This window comes from Dyadobacter sp. BHUBP1 (genome assembly GCF_050587785.1).
GTDB lineage: Bacteria > Bacteroidota > Bacteroidia > Cytophagales > Spirosomataceae > Dyadobacter.
In genome coordinates this window covers 519175-533354 of record NZ_JBOBIH010000002.1, presented here as the reverse complement: position 1 = coordinate 533354, position 14180 = coordinate 519175, and the positions used below count along the sequence as shown (strand labels likewise).

Here is a 14180-nt window from a genome sequence, read left to right as displayed (position 1 = left end):
ACGATCTATCGATGAAAACTTTTAAGAATAAACTGACCGTGGCATTGTGTGCAATGACGGTGCTCGGCGTGACCTCTTGCTATGAAAAGTTCGATCCAGAAAGTTACGCGCCCAGCGTGACGATCGGCGGCTTTACAAGCTCCGACGAAATCGCGAAGGCCAATCTGGTGGCACATTTCCCTTTTGACGGCAACTATTCCGATGTAGTTTCCAACACGGCCGGTACCAATACCGGTACCACGTTCGCCAATGGTTTGAAAGGTCAGGCGATGAAAGGTGCCAAAAATGGCTACGTACTTTTTGACCCGACGGCTGCAATCCTGGGCTTGAAAAGTTTCACCATGACCTATTGGGTAAACAGCCCGTCGACCAAATCTGCCGGTGGAATCATCGGGCTTGTGGGTTTGTCTCAAACGGACGGTTTCTGGGGAAACATCGAGACTTTCTTCGAAAACGGCGGCACTGATACCGACGGTATTTTCAAAGCTCACATTCAGAATGACAAAAAGGACACATGGATTGCTAAGGAAGGCATTGTTAACCTTTATAACTCCTGGACGCATATCGCATTGTCTTACGACGCCACTTCATCAACTTTCAACATATACGTGAATGGTTCCAAAACGGCAACGAGCACCGTGGCGAACTTTGGCGACCTGAAATGGGCGAAACCGGGCAAAATGGTATTCGGTACAGTACAGTTCCAGACCAAGCCGAGCCTTACCTCGGGTGCTTCGGCACAAGACTGGGCAAGTTACCTGACAGGCCTGCTCGACGAGGTGCGGATTTATAACGTGGCTTTGAAAGATGCCGAAGTAGATGCACTGGTTAAACTGGAATCAAGAGGGAAATAATGCCTTTTAAACACTTCCTCTTTCTTAGTGTAATTATCTGGCTTGGGGCTTCCTGCAAATCGGAAAAGGAAGACCCCGGGCCATCCAATCCAGGAATACCAACCTCATTCGGGTTCAACAGCCTGAACGTTAACGGGACCTATTCCGGATTCAAATACAATGATGTAAACCTGAAACCCAAAGTCAGATTTACATTTTCCGCCCCGCTCAGCAACGCGACCCTCGCGAGCGGAGTTACTTTCCGATCCGCTGCCGGCGAAGCGGTTCCGTTTACATCCACTCTGGAAGGCGGCGACAGTTCGGTGGTGATTACTCCCTCCGCCGATTTAAAATATCTCACAAGCTACTCGGTTACCGCTACCAAGGCATTGAAATCCAAAGCCGGTGGAATGCTATTGAACGAGGTCAAAGTCGAATTGATCACCGCGCTGGATTCCACCAACAAGTTTCCGGCTATCAGCGACGAAGCACTGCTGACACTGGTGCAGCAGCAAACATTCAAGTATTTCTGGGATTTCGCGCACCCGGTCAGCGGGCTTGCGCGCGAGCGCAACACCTCCGGCGATGTGGTCACCTCCGGCGGAAGCGGCTTCGGCATTATGACCATCCCCATTGCCATCGAGCGTAAGTTCATCACACGGGCGCAGGGCTTGGAAAGAATGCAGAAGATCGTAGGCTTCCTGAAAAAGGCCCAGACATTTCACGGTGCTTTCCCGCATTGGCTGAATGGCGCTACGGGTTCGGTCGTACCGTTCAGCGATAAGGACAATGGCGCTGATTTAGTAGAGACTTCCTTCCTCGTTCAGGGATTGCTTACAGTTCGTCAGTATTTCAGTGAAAGTAATCCCGCTGAAACCGCGCTACGCGCTGATATCAATGCAATCTGGGAAGCGGTTGAATGGGACTGGTTCCGAAAAGGCAACGAAAATGTGCTCTACTGGCATTGGAGCCCCAATTACGGCTGGGAAATGAACCACCAGATCAAAGGCTGGAACGAATGCCTGATCACTTATGCCCTGGCGGCTTCTTCGCCCACGCATAGCATCAGTAAAACGGTTTATGACAACGGCTGGGCAGGTAACAGCACATTTATTAATGGAAAGGAATATTACGGTATCGCATTGCCGCTCGGCGAACCGTTGGGTGGCCCGTTATTCTTCTCACACTATTCGTTTTTAGGTTTAAACCCGACGGGGCTGACCGACCGTTTTACCAATTATTTTACCCAAAACAAGGCCCATACCCTCATCAACTATAACTATTGTAAAACAAACCCGCAGCAATATTACGGGTACAGCGACCAGTGCTGGGGACTCACGGCCAGCGACATCCCGATCGGGTACAACGCCAACTCGCCGGGCAACGACAAGGGGGTGATCACGCCCACGGCCGCATTATCCGCATTCCCGTACACGCCCGTGGAGTCGATGAAAGCCTTGAAATTCTTTTACTACAAATTGGGCGATAAGCTCTGGGGTGAATATGGTTTCCACGACGCATTCTCGCTGGACCAGCTCTGGTTCGCCGATTCCTACCTGGCCATCGACCAGGGACCTATTGTAGTCATGATCGAAAACTATCGCACGGCACTGCCCTGGAAGCTCTTCATGAGTAGCCCCGAGGTGAAGGCCGGCCTTACAAAGCTCGGATTCAGCAGTCCGGCGCTTTAACAGTACTTATCCCGCCAATCAACATTACTCGACTATGAAACTATACTTCCGACTACTACTATGCCTCACCCTACTTGCTGGTTCGCAAGTGAATAGCTGGGCACAGAAAAAAAAATCAACGGCTGCGAAGCCCGCAGCATTCAATCCGGCCGACCGGCCTAAAAATCTTTCCGATACCGCATTGCTGGAACTTGTTCAAAAACAGACATTCCGTTATTTCTGGGATTTTGGACATCCCGTCAGCGGTCTGGCTCGTGAGCGAAGCAATATCGCATTCGACTACGGCGATGAGGTCTGCACCATCGGTGGCACCGGATTTGGTGTAATGGCAATGGTAGTTGCGGCCGAACGGCAATGGCAGCCACGCGATTCCGTAGCGGCCCGACTATTAAAAATGGTCAAATTCCTCTCGAAAGCAGATCACTACCACGGCATTTTCCCTCACTGGCTCAATGGCGCGACCGGCAAAATCATTCCTTTCAGTCGGAAGGATGATGGCGGCGATCTGGTTGAATCTTCCTTCCTGTTTCAGGGATTACTAGCCGTAAGACAATATTTCGATCGCGATACCGACCTCGAAAGAGAACTCCGCAACCGCATTACCTGGATCTGGAACGAGGCCGAATGGGACTGGTACACCCGCGGAAATCCTAACCAGCTCTACTGGCACTGGAGCCCGAACAACGGCTGGGCGATGAACTTCGAGCTGCGCGGCTACAATGAGACATTGATCACCTACATTATGGGAGCGGCCTCTCCGCGTTACCCGATTACCCGCCAGGTTTACGACAAATGCTGGGCACAAAGCGACCATTTCCGCAATGGAAAGGAGTATTACGGCGTGAAGCTGCCGCTCGGATTTGAATATGGCGGACCATTGTTTTTTACGCATTACTCATTCCTCGGCCTCGACCCGCGCCATTTGAAAGATCAGTATGCCAATTATTGGGAGCAGAATGTGAACCATTCACTGATCAATTACAAGCATTGCGTTGCTAATCCCGGCAAGTTTAGGGGATATGGCGAAAACAGCTGGGGACTGACCGCGAGCGATACCTACAATGGCTACAATGCGCATTCACCGACTAACGATTTTGGTACGATTACACCTACCGCGGCATTGTCTTCATTCCCTTACACACCGGAGCAGTCGATGAAGGCATTGCGCCATTTTTACGATGACCTGGGTGACAAAATCTGGTCGGAATACGGCTTCACCGACGCATTCAATGAAACGCAGAACTGGTATGCCAAATCGCACCTGGCCATCGACCAGGGACCGATTATCGTGATGATCGAAAACTACCGGACCGGCTTGCTCTGGAAGCTTTTTATGAAAGATCCGGAGATTCAGGCAGGCTTGAAAAAACTCGGATTTGAAAGTCCTGCTTTGGCCGCAGCCAGCAGAAATTAACCGCCTTTTAGCCAATATTCACAGGAAGACCGGCCATATGCTGGTCTTTCTGTTTTATAGAATATAATTGTACCTTGATACCGTTTTTGAAAAGCAAAGAAGTGCTAATCTAAACGTAAATCCCTATGAAACCACTCTACCACAAAGCTGCTTTGCTGATCGCGCTGAATGCATTCGCCTTGTACGGATCGGCACAGATATGGACGGTTTCCGAACCGGAAAACCTGCCCGAAAAGCGGCACGAAAACGCGATGGCCACGGCCAACGGAAAGTTGTACCTGCTGGGCGGGCGCGGTATCAAGCCGGTTGATGAATACGATTTCAAAAAAGATTCCTGGAAAAGCCTCGCGCCGTCGCCGCTTGAAATGAGCCATTTCCAGGCGGTCAGTTACAAGAATGAAATTTACGTACTCGGCGCATTCACGGGTGGTTATCCGCACGAAGTACCGATTCCGGATATTTACATTTTCAATCCTGCTAAAAACGAATGGCGCAAGGGAGCAGCCATCCCTGAAAACCGCAGGCGCGGTGCGGCAGGCGCATTTACGTTGAATGACAAGATCTATCTCGTATGCGGCATCCAGGACGGTCACTGGGATGGCCAGGTTACCTGGTTCGACGAGTTCGATCCTGCTACCGGCACCTGGAAAACGCTCGCCGACGCTCCCCGCCCGCGCGACCATGTGCAGGTGGCCGTACTGAACAACAAACTTTACGTCGCAGGCGGGCGCCTCTCGACTGCGCGTATCAATCAGGTCTTGAATACCGTTATCAAGGAAGTGGATGTTTACGATTTCAAGACTGGTAAATGGACCACCCTGGACGCGTCGAACAATCTTCCTACTCTTCGTGCAGGCAATACTACCGTCGTTTATGACAATAAAATACTCGTAATCGGCGGCGAAAGCGACGCACATCAGGAGGCACATAATGAGGTGGAAGCATTCAATCCGCAAACCCAGAAATGGGAACGCTTGCCCTCTCTTCACCAGGGTCGTCACGGCACACAGGCGGTGGCATTAAACAAGAAGATTTACATTGCAGCAGGCTCGGCCAATCGTGGTGGCGGCCCGGAACTGAACGATATGGAAATACTCGATAAATAATACACTTCATTACTAACCCCCATTCAAATGCTCAAAAAACTCGCTGGTGCCTGTTTGCTGTTTGTTTCAATCTCTTCTTTCGCGCAGCAGAAGACATTCACCCACGCCGACACACTACGAGGCTCCATTACCCCTGAACGGGAATGGTGGGACCTGACCTACTACCACCTCAGCGTAAGGCCCAACGATAAAGACAGTACGCTTACCGGCAGCACGGTGATCAGGTACAAGGTCCTGAAACCCTACCAAACCATGCAGGTGGATTTGCAGGAGCCATTGCAGATCACCAAAGTGGTGCAGGACGGCGAGGCGCTTACCTACCGCCGCGATGGCAATGCATTTTTTATTACGCTCAATAAAAAGCAGGAAGCTGGCAAAACTGAATCCATTGAGGTTTTCTACGGCGGAAAACCCCGGCTCGCGAAACGCCCGCCCTGGGACGGAGGCGTGCAATGGGTCCCCGACGGCAAAGGCAATACTATCATTTCCACCTCTTGCCAGGGATTGGGCGCGAGCGTATGGTGGCCCTGCAAGGACCATATGTACGACGAACCCGACAGCATGCTCATCAGTATGACCGTTCCTAAAAATGTCATGGATGTATCAAATGGGAATCTGCTGTCGGTAGTCGAGAATAGCGACAATTCGCACACTTTTAATTGGGTGGTCAAAAACCCGATTAACAACTATGGGGTGAATATGAATGTGGCCAACTATGTAAGCTGGAAGGAGACATTCAAGGGCGAGAAAGGAGATTTGCAGGTTAGCTACTACGTTTTACCCCAAAATTTGGAAAGGGCGAAAGAGCAGTTCAAACAAGCTCCGAAAATGCTGAAAGCCTTCGAGCACTGGTTTGGTCCGTACCCTTTTTACGAAGACGGCTATAAGCTCGTAGAAGTACCCTACCTCGGCATGGAGCATCAGAGCTCGGTTACCTATGGCAATGACTACAAAATGGGCTATCGGGGTAAAGACCTGTCAAATACCGGCTGGGGCCTGAAATGGGACTTCATCATTATCCACGAGAGCGGGCATGAATGGTTTGCCAATAATATCACCTACAAAGACGTAGCCGATATGTGGGTGCACGAGAGCTTCACCAACTATTCCGAAAACCTTTACACCGAATATTACTTCGGAAAAAAGGCCGGGGAAGACTATGTAATCGGGACCCGCCAACTTATTGCGAATGATATTCCTATTGTAGGTATTTATGGAGTTAATCAGGAAGGCTCGAAGGACATGTACTACAAAGGCGGGAACATGCTCCACACTATCCGCCAGATTGTAAATGACGACGAGAAGTGGCGCCAGATCCTTCGCGGATTGAACAAGACCTTCTACCATCAGACGGTTGACGGCTCTCAGATTGAAAACTACATCAGCGAACACGCGGGCAGGAATCTCTCAAAGGTTTTTGATCAATATCTGCGCGACGTACGGATACCTGTTCTGGAATATGCATTTACAGGAAAAGGCCTGCAATACCGGTGGATCAACACAGTTGAAAACTTCGATATGCCCGTCAAAGTGAAACTTGCCAGCGGGAAAGAGGAATTCCTCTTTCCGACCAAAGACTGGAAAACCTTGAAAGTGAAAGGCGACAAGTCATTAACCGTAGACCGGAACTTCTACGTGGAAGCCAAAGAATCAAAACAGGCTTCTTTATAAGTCCCAGCATTCCATAATCAGAAGGTCGCCCTTCTGCGCGGAAACTCTGACCATGCCATCAGCCTCGGCTTCATTACTGCTGCCGGTTCTGTGACCCATCGTCAGGGTTTCGTTATTTAAGTTGTATTTCAAGCCGGAAGTCTCAATGCCTTCCACAGTACCTACCGGAATCAGGGAAATAGGCGTACCGGCGGCATACCACTTTTCAAACGTACCGGTAAGCGGGAAAATCTTGGAATAGTCGTCCAGCAGCACCAGTTTGATCTTATCCTTGTAGCGAACGAGATCAGTAATGTTCGTAATCGCATGATCTGCCCGGCGTCCCGTCGCCCAAACGATATTTGCGGCCGGGAAACCTCTTTCGATCAGATACTCGATGGCTTTGTTCAGATCGGTCTTTTCCTGGTCGGGAGTGTTAATGATTTCAAGCGGGTGCTGGCGTTCGCGTATCATTTCTACATTGTGCGGCGTATCAAAGTCACCCATCCAGGCATCTATTTTGATCCCTAAATCCAAAACCCGGTAAATGGCATGATCAAGTACGACAATATAAGGGCTCCATTCCAGCAACTGACCCAACAATTCCGGAGAGCAGGCTTCCCCATTGGCAATAATTAAAGCAGGCTCCTGCTTCTCCCGAACGATGTGGTGTGATGACATTAGTTATAGTTTAGTCTTTATCAGCTCAGCAAGTGTCTCAATGCCCTTCGTCATCTTACCGAACTGTCCACTCATGACATTCAGGCGATCCTTGATTTCGGCCACATCAGTTTTAAGAACCGCTACATCTGTTTTAAGAACCGATACATCTGTTTTGAGAACCGCTACATCTGTTTTGAGAACCGCTACATCTGTTTTGAGAACCGCTACATCTGTTTTGAGAACCGCCACATCGGCTTCAAGGCTATCCATTCTGCCTTCAAGTCTGTCCATTCTACCTTCGAGTCTGTCCATTCTACCTTCGAGTCTCTCAAACCTCCGGTCTTGCGCGGCGAATTTTTCGTGGACGAGCTTGAACTCGTTTCGCATTTCGTTGAATCCATTGTTGACCGTGGTTGTCAATGTGGCTAATCCAGTTGCTATCATCTCAATTTGCTTTCCATGTTCAACAGTGACGTTTTCAAGTTGCTCAATGCGTTGTTCTAGATACATACTCAATGTGTTTATAGTGTATAAAAATGGTTTTCAAACCGGATGTAATCCGACTCGTTTATTTATACGCTGCATTCAACATTTGGTAACATCATTCGGAACGAAATTTTCACACTTCCATTTTTTTCGCCCGGTTCCAGTAAGTATCCATTTCCTCCAGCGTCATATCGGACAGCGATTTGCCGTCGGCCTTCGAGGCTTCTTCCAGATATTGAAACCGGCTGATGAACTTCTTATTGGTCCTTTCAAGGGCCGTTTCGGGGTTGATATCTACAAATCTGGAATAATTTACCAATGAAAATAGCAGGTCTCCAAATTCTCCTTCGGCCTCTTTTTGATCGATGACATCGGCCGATTCGATATTGAAGTTCTGCTTGAATTCGTGCAACTCCTCTTCCACTTTGGCCCATACCTGCTGCTTTTCATCCCAGTCGAATCCAACGCCTCTTGCTTTCTCCTGAATGCGCATTGCCTTCACGAGCGCAGGCAGGGATGCAGGCACGCCCGACAGTACGGACTTATTACCTTCTTTCAATTTCAGCTTTTCCCAATTCTGCTTCACGGCCTCTTCAGTATCAGCCACAAAATCACCGTAAATATGCGGGTGACGGGCCACGAGCTTGTCGCATATGCCGTGCAGCACGTCCTTTATATCGAAGTTGTAGGTCTTGCCTTCCGCCTGCTCCGAACCGATTTTGGCATAAAAAACAATATGCAGCAAAACATCCCCAAGTTCCTTCTGGACTTCGGGCAGGTCGTTGTTCAATATGGCATCGGAAAGTTCGTAGGTTTCTTCGATCGTCAGGTGCCGCAGGCTGTCCATGGTCTGTTTTCTGTCCCACGGGCATTGCTCCCGGAGCTCGTCCATGATCGTCAACAAACGGTCGAAAGCCATGAGCTGTTGCTGGCGGCTTTCGGGAAGGTCACTGAATTGTTTTTCCATATCGCAAAGATACGGTGAAACCTGTTACTGCCCTGGCACCAGTGGTAATTTAAAGGCTGTCTGGATGAGATTACTCGTACATTTGGCAATAATGCGTCCGTGCGCATTTACCAGCCGCCCTTCCACATGAACGACATTTTTCCCCGCCCGTATTACAGCGGATTTCGCCACCAGCACATCGCCTGCTACCGCCGGATTGAGAAAATCGCAGTTCAGATTGACGGACGTGAACCCAAACTCCCGCCCCATGGCATACACCATTGTACCCACAATATCATCCAGGATCGTAGCTGCAATACCACCGTGCAACGTACCCATGGGATTGCACATATCCTCTCGCACGAGATATTCCACTTCCATCGCGCCGTCCTCGATGGTAATGAGTGTTCCGTTCAGCCATTTGGCTACCGGAGAGAAGTGCCGGTCCATCGGCTTGCCGATAAGCGTCCGAAGAAAAGATAGCCGCTTGTTTTCAGTCTGCGAATCAGAGAGTGAGTGTGTGTTCATAGCTTCATCAAAGGTTTGTACAGAATGAAAGTGATCTTCTAAAAATAGTAATTATCGTAGAAAAATTGATGGCTACAAGTCAATGCTATGGATTTTATTGTTACGTATCGAAGGTTATTACTACCTTTGCCGGAGTTTTTTTGCCAGAGATAAATGCTTACTCATATATGAATTTTACGTTATCGCAGGTTCCCGAGCGTTCCCAGAAACCCAGAACAAAAGGACTTACCATGGTGATGGACAAGGGGCTGAGTGTCAGGGAAACAGAAGATATGCTGTCCACCGCATCGCCTTATATTGATATCGTAAAGCTGGGTTGGGCCACTTCGTTCGTAAGTCCGAACCTGAACGAGAAGCTGGCGGTTTATAAAAATGCCAATATTCCCGTGTATTTCGGGGGAACATTATTCGAAGCATTCGTGGTCAGGAACCAGTTTGACGACTACCGTAAGCTACTGGATAAATATCAGCTGACTCACGCAGAGGTTTCCGACGGCTCCATTGAAATGCCGCAGGATATTAAATGCGAATACATCAACAAGCTTTCCCAACAGGTTACCGTTCTTTCAGAGGTAGGTTCCAAAGATGAGAACAAGATTATCCCGCCCTACAAATGGATCCAGCTGATCAAATCTGAATTGCAGGCAGGTGCATGGAAAGTGATCGGGGAAGCCCGTGAGTCGGGGAATGTGGGTTTATTCCGCGCAAGCGGCGAGGTGCGCCAGGGGCTCGTGGAAGAAATCCTTACGGAAATTGCATTTGAAGATATGATCTGGGAAGCCCCCCAGAAATCACAGCAAGTATGGTTTGTGAAACTACTCGGCGCCAATGTCAACCTGGGCAACATCGCTCCAAGCGAACTGATACCACTCGAAACGATCCGCCTCGGCCTTCGCGGGGATACTTTCAACCACTTCCTGAATACGAAGACGAAGCAGAAGTGGAAAATCGATTCCAAATAGGTCAGGACTCATAAAAACAGATTGTCAACTTAACGCATAGCTATGGAATTTTTAACGCAGTTCATTGATTTCTTCCTCCATCTCGACAAGCATTTGTTCAACATCGTGGAAGAATATGGTACACTCACTTATGTCATTCTGTTTTTGATTGTCTTCACCGAAACCGGGCTGGTCATCATGCCACTGCTTCCCGGCGACTCGCTCCTGTTTGCCGCCGGCGCCATCGCCGCCAACGAAACCACCGGCCTGAACGTCTGGCTGATCATTATTATCCTCATTATCGCAGCATTGCTAGGTGACAATGTGAATTACTTCATCGGAAAAACTTTCGGCGGACAAATCAAGAAACGGGAGAAGATATTATTCCTGAAAAGAGAATATCTTGAAAAGACCGAAGCATTCTACGAAAAGCACGGCGGTAGCACCGTAATCATGGCACGCTTCATCCCCATTGTCCGCACGGTAGCGCCATTCGTGGCAGGCGCAGGCAGCATGAACTATTCCAGATACATTATCTTCTGCATCATAGGCGCATTGCTTTGGGTTCCTACCCTCACGCTACTCGGCTATTTCTTCGGAAATATGGAGATTGTTAAAAAGAACTTCGAGCTGGTTATCTTTGGGATCATCGGAATCTCCATTCTGCCAATGATTTTCTCTTATCTAAAAAGCCGGTTCGCAAAGCCGAGTGCGGCGTAGAAGACTTCGGCTGTCGGCTATCGGCAGTCGGCTTTTATTTCTGATGATATTTCAATTAAGTATATAAAGATAAGGCGTTGCAAGTGAATGCAACGCCTTATCTTTTACTATAATAAAAAGGTTCGACTGCCGATAGCCGACAGCCGAAGTACATTTACGATCTCGAATAATTCGGTGCTTCTTTCTGAATCATGATATCGTGAGGGTGGCTTTCTTTCACACCTGCCGACGTGATCTTCACGAATTGCGCGTTCTGCAACGAATCGATATCATCAGCGCCGCAATAGCCCATACCGGCTTTCAGACCTCCCACCATCTGGTAAATGATCTCGGAAACTTTGCCTTTGAATGGTACCCGACCTACGATCCCTTCCGGAACGAGTTTCTTCACATCGTCCTCAGCATCCTGGAAGTAACGGTCTTTTGAACCATCTTCCATGGCTTCCACCGAGCCCATTCCGCGGTAAGCTTTGAATTTACGCCCTTCATAAATCACTACCTCGCCCGGAGCTTCATCGCTACCTGCAAGCATTGAACCGATCATGATTGTACTCGCACCGCCAGCCAGTGCCTTGGTCATATCACCTGAGAAACGGATACCGCCATCGGCGATTACCGGAACACCAGTACCTTTCAGACCTTCCGCTGCCCACATTATAGCGGTCAGCTGGGGAACTCCGATACCGGCAATGATACGGGTTGTACAGATACTACCAGGTCCCACGCCCACTTTCACCGCATCGGCACCGGCATCGGCCAATGCTTTCGCAGCTGCACCTGTCGCTACGTTACCAGCGATTACATCCAGTTTCGGAAATGCAGCTTTGATGGATTTCAAAGCGTCGATTACACCTTTGGAGTGCCCGTGCGCGGTATCGAGACTTACTACGTCGACGCCAGCTTTCACCAATGCCTCTACACGTTTCAGCACGTCGGGTGTAACACCGATGGCCGCACCTACACGAAGGCGGCCATATTCGTCCTTACATGCATTCGGGTGTGATTTGCGTTTTAGAATGTCTTTATAGGTGATTAAACCCGTCAGACGATATTCCGAATCAACAATCGGAAGTTTCTCGATTTTGTATTCTTGCAGGATTTTCTCAGCGTCATCCAGTGAAAGTCCCTCCGAAGCAGTAACGAGGTTGTCCTTCGTCATGACTTCGGTTACCGGCTTGCTCATTTCACGTTCGAAACGCAAGTCACGGTTAGTAAGGATACCCACCAACTTGTGGTCTTTGTCAATTACGGGAATACCTCCGATCTTGAACTCACGCATGATTTGATGCGCGTCGCCCAGGCTCGCAGTGTCAAGCAGTGTGATCGGATCGAGGATCATGCCGCTTTCAGAACGTTTTACCTTTCTCACCTGCTCAGCTTGCGCTTCCAGGGACATATTTTTATGGATTATTCCGATACCACCTTCCTGAGCCATAGCGATGGCCAGTTCAAATTCCGTCACCGTATCCATAGCAGCTGAAACAATAGGAATGTTCAACTCAATGTTGCGGGTAAGCTTGGTTTTTGTTGATGTGTTACGAGGCAGAACTTCTGAATAACCGGGGATTAACAGAACGTCGTCGTAGGTGAGTGCCTCGAAGAGGACTTTGGATGGGTCTGTGCTCATAGCAAATAAACTATTGTTATTTGCCGGGCAAAATTAAGAAGAAGTTCTGAGTAAATAAAATCGAATTGTATTTTTTCTTTAACCAGCTTTCAGCCGCCGGCTTTCGGCGATCGGCAACTTCGTTTATCCGGAGAAAAATTAAAGACCGCAATCCGCCAAGGCCGATTGCTGACAGCCGAAAGCCGACTGCCATCAGGATACCAGCACCCGCACTTTTTTGATGCGCTTCTTATCGGCCGACTGTACCTTAAATGTTACTTCCCGATGCGTAGCAATTTCTCCGGTCCGCGGGAGTCGCGAAAACAGTTCCAGTAATAGTCCCGCCAAAGATTCACTATTGCCCCTAACTTCATCAAAGTAGTCGGTTTCGAGATTCAGAATGCGGCAAAGGTCGTTAATCAGCACTTTGCCTTCGAATACATAGGTATGCTCATCGACCTGCGTATAATTCACCTCTTCGTCTTCGTCATATTCATCATTAATATCCCCGAAAATTTCTTCGATAATATCTTCCAGGGTAATCAATCCGCTGGTTCCACCGTACTCGTCGACCACGATGGCCATATGCACGCGCCGGTTCTGAAAGTCCTTCATCAGGTCGTCAAGGCGCTTGCTTTCGGGGATGAAATAGACCGGACGCAACAGCTTCTGCCAGTTGAAATGCTCATCCAGATGAATATGCGGCAAGAGGTCTTTTACATTTAAAATACCCTCCACATGGTCGAGATCGTCGCGATAAACCGGTACGCGCGAGTAACCCGACTTATTAATGCGGTCCATCAACTCGTGAAAATCGAGTTCTATATCGAATGCGGTAATTTGCACCCTAGCCTGCATAGCTTTCCGTGCATTGGTTTGCCGGAAATTGGCCAGCCCACGCAGCAGATCGGTTTCTTCTTCACTTTCTGCCTTAGCTTCCAGCATTTCAGTGGTAATCTCGGCGCCCTGCGGTGTAAGCACACCGAATGAGTACCCTAGCTTCATGATCGGCTGGGTGAGCGGCTTGCAGATTTTAATAAGAAACTGCGTAAGACCTGCTATTTTGGGAATGAACTCCTGCGCGTTGCGTGCGCTGTTATACCGCACCATCGCATCGAGCCAAATCCAGATAACCAGGAACGCCAATACCGCCCAGCGGACCATTTCCACGCTCCCCGCCTGCATATGCAGCCATGCCAACCGTGCTGCCAAAAGCAATGCAAACAGCGTAATGCCGCGCTGCACCAAAGAAAGCGCCAGTTGCTGGATACGTGTAGGTAATTGACTATCGCCTTCCGCCTTGCGCTCCCAGGGGTTTTCCATGGCGCCGGAAGCCGCATAGGCTGCTCGGATTCCCGACAGGAACAGGGAGATAATGAACAGGAAAATTACTAGAATGAAGTCGTAAGGAGCCAGGAAATCAAAGGGTATGAGCACCCCTGCCAGAGTGGTTTGCGTACTTTTCTGGGGAAAATGAATCCCCGTACGCGTTCGGGCAAGCGGGTCGTCACTGTCTTCTGTTTCTTTCACGAAATGTCAGAGAATGTTCAAAATAGGTATTCAATCAGATAAATGTAGCGAATCCCGCTTAATAAC

General features: G+C 49.1%; 13 protein-coding genes. 7 read left to right on the top strand and 6 right to left on the bottom strand.

Annotated features, from left to right (window positions below; translation table 11 throughout):
• Window positions 1–11: 11 nt before the first annotated feature.
• The 5 genes from ACQ4MZ_RS09065 to ACQ4MZ_RS09045 all read left to right on the top strand — a co-directional run bounded on the left by ACQ4MZ_RS09065 (window position 12) and on the right by ACQ4MZ_RS09045 (window position 6715).
• Window positions 12–854: a LamG domain-containing protein gene (locus ACQ4MZ_RS09065; RefSeq protein ID WP_430844429.1), complete on the top strand. Its 843-nt coding sequence runs from the start codon at window positions 12–14 to the stop codon at window positions 852–854.
• Window positions 854–2524: a glucoamylase family protein gene (locus ACQ4MZ_RS09060; RefSeq protein ID WP_430844428.1), complete on the top strand. Its 1671-nt coding sequence runs from the start codon at window positions 854–856 to the stop codon at window positions 2522–2524. Before ACQ4MZ_RS09065 ends, ACQ4MZ_RS09060 begins: the two co-directional genes overlap by 1 nt.
• 34 nt (window positions 2525–2558) lie before the next feature.
• Window positions 2559–3938 carry a glucoamylase family protein gene (locus tag ACQ4MZ_RS09055; RefSeq protein ID WP_430844427.1) on the top strand — a complete coding sequence of 460 codons (1380 nt, stop codon included), beginning with the start codon at window positions 2559–2561 and terminating at the stop codon, window positions 3936–3938.
• A 125-nt stretch (window positions 3939–4063) separates the two neighbouring features.
• Window positions 4064–5044 (top strand): Kelch repeat-containing protein, encoded by a 981-nt coding sequence (locus ACQ4MZ_RS09050; RefSeq protein WP_430844425.1) that lies wholly within the window; start codon window positions 4064–4066, stop codon window positions 5042–5044.
• 27 nt (window positions 5045–5071) lie between these two features.
• Entirely contained in the window at window positions 5072–6715 is a 1644-nt protein-coding gene (locus ACQ4MZ_RS09045; RefSeq protein WP_430844423.1) for a M1 family metallopeptidase, read from the top strand.
• Here the strand turns inward: ACQ4MZ_RS09045 and ACQ4MZ_RS09040 are convergent.
• The 4 genes from ACQ4MZ_RS09040 to ACQ4MZ_RS09025 all read right to left on the bottom strand — a co-directional run bounded on the left by ACQ4MZ_RS09040 (window position 6710) and on the right by ACQ4MZ_RS09025 (window position 9317).
• A complete protein-coding gene (locus tag ACQ4MZ_RS09040; protein WP_430844422.1) occupies window positions 6710–7375 on the bottom strand; it encodes a thiamine diphosphokinase in 666 nt (221 codons plus the stop codon). The genes ACQ4MZ_RS09045 and ACQ4MZ_RS09040 overlap by 6 nt on opposite strands.
• Before the next feature lie 3 nt (window positions 7376–7378).
• Complete coding sequence (locus ACQ4MZ_RS09035; protein ID WP_430844421.1) at window positions 7379–7867, bottom strand: hypothetical protein; 489 nt, start codon at window positions 7865–7867, stop codon at window positions 7379–7381.
• A gap of 109 nt (window positions 7868–7976) precedes the next feature.
• A complete protein-coding gene (mazG, locus tag ACQ4MZ_RS09030) occupies window positions 7977–8810 on the bottom strand; it encodes a nucleoside triphosphate pyrophosphohydrolase (RefSeq protein ID WP_430844419.1) in 834 nt (277 codons plus the stop codon).
• 24 nt (window positions 8811–8834) lie between these two features.
• Entirely contained in the window at window positions 8835–9317 is a 483-nt protein-coding gene (locus ACQ4MZ_RS09025; RefSeq protein WP_430844417.1) for a PaaI family thioesterase, read from the bottom strand.
• Between the two features lie 167 nt (window positions 9318–9484).
• On the opposite strand from ACQ4MZ_RS09025, the gene ACQ4MZ_RS09020 reads away from it, so the two are divergent.
• Complete coding sequence (locus tag ACQ4MZ_RS09020) at window positions 9485–10279, top strand: phosphosulfolactate synthase (protein WP_430844415.1); 795 nt, start codon at window positions 9485–9487, stop codon at window positions 10277–10279.
• Window positions 10280–10321: 42 nt separating this feature from the next.
• The gene (locus tag ACQ4MZ_RS09015; RefSeq protein WP_430844414.1) at window positions 10322–10978 is read left to right on the top strand and encodes a DedA family protein; all 657 of its coding nucleotides are present in this window, start codon (window positions 10322–10324) and stop codon (window positions 10976–10978) included.
• A 154-nt stretch (window positions 10979–11132) separates the two neighbouring features.
• Here ACQ4MZ_RS09015 and guaB read toward each other — a convergent pair whose 3' ends face one another.
• Window positions 11133–12605: an IMP dehydrogenase gene (gene guaB / locus ACQ4MZ_RS09010; protein ID WP_430844412.1), complete on the bottom strand. Its 1473-nt coding sequence runs from the start codon at window positions 12603–12605 to the stop codon at window positions 11133–11135.
• Between the two features lie 192 nt (window positions 12606–12797).
• Window positions 12798–14114, bottom strand: a complete 1317-nt coding sequence (locus ACQ4MZ_RS09005; RefSeq protein ID WP_430844411.1) for a transporter associated domain-containing protein — start codon at window positions 14112–14114, stop codon at window positions 12798–12800.
• Between the last annotated feature and the right edge of the window lie 66 nt (window positions 14115–14180).

What these genes read in the sequence shown, in the direction of transcription:
- ACQ4MZ_RS09065 (WP_430844429.1), top strand. Translation starts at nt 12, where the DNA reads ATGAAAACTTTTAAGAATAAACTGACCGTGGCATTGTGTGCAATGACG.
- ACQ4MZ_RS09060 (WP_430844428.1), top strand. Translation starts at nt 854, where the DNA reads ATGCCTTTTAAACACTTCCTCTTTCTTAGTGTAATTATCTGGCTTGGG.
- ACQ4MZ_RS09055 (WP_430844427.1), top strand. Translation starts at nt 2,559, where the DNA reads ATGAAACTATACTTCCGACTACTACTATGCCTCACCCTACTTGCTGGT.
- ACQ4MZ_RS09050 (WP_430844425.1), top strand. Translation starts at nt 4,064, where the DNA reads ATGAAACCACTCTACCACAAAGCTGCTTTGCTGATCGCGCTGAATGCA.
- ACQ4MZ_RS09045 (WP_430844423.1), top strand. Translation starts at nt 5,072, where the DNA reads ATGCTCAAAAAACTCGCTGGTGCCTGTTTGCTGTTTGTTTCAATCTCT.
- ACQ4MZ_RS09040 (WP_430844422.1), bottom strand. Translation starts at nt 7,375, where the DNA reads ATGTCATCACACCACATCGTTCGGGAGAAGCAGGAGCCTGCTTTAATT.
- ACQ4MZ_RS09035 (WP_430844421.1), bottom strand. Translation starts at nt 7,867, where the DNA reads ATGTATCTAGAACAACGCATTGAGCAACTTGAAAACGTCACTGTTGAA.
- mazG (WP_430844419.1), bottom strand. Translation starts at nt 8,810, where the DNA reads ATGGAAAAACAATTCAGTGACCTTCCCGAAAGCCGCCAGCAACAGCTC.
- ACQ4MZ_RS09025 (WP_430844417.1), bottom strand. Translation starts at nt 9,317, where the DNA reads ATGAACACACACTCACTCTCTGATTCGCAGACTGAAAACAAGCGGCTA.
- ACQ4MZ_RS09020 (WP_430844415.1), top strand. Translation starts at nt 9,485, where the DNA reads ATGAATTTTACGTTATCGCAGGTTCCCGAGCGTTCCCAGAAACCCAGA.
- ACQ4MZ_RS09015 (WP_430844414.1), top strand. Translation starts at nt 10,322, where the DNA reads ATGGAATTTTTAACGCAGTTCATTGATTTCTTCCTCCATCTCGACAAG.
- guaB (WP_430844412.1), bottom strand. Translation starts at nt 12,605, where the DNA reads ATGAGCACAGACCCATCCAAAGTCCTCTTCGAGGCACTCACCTACGAC.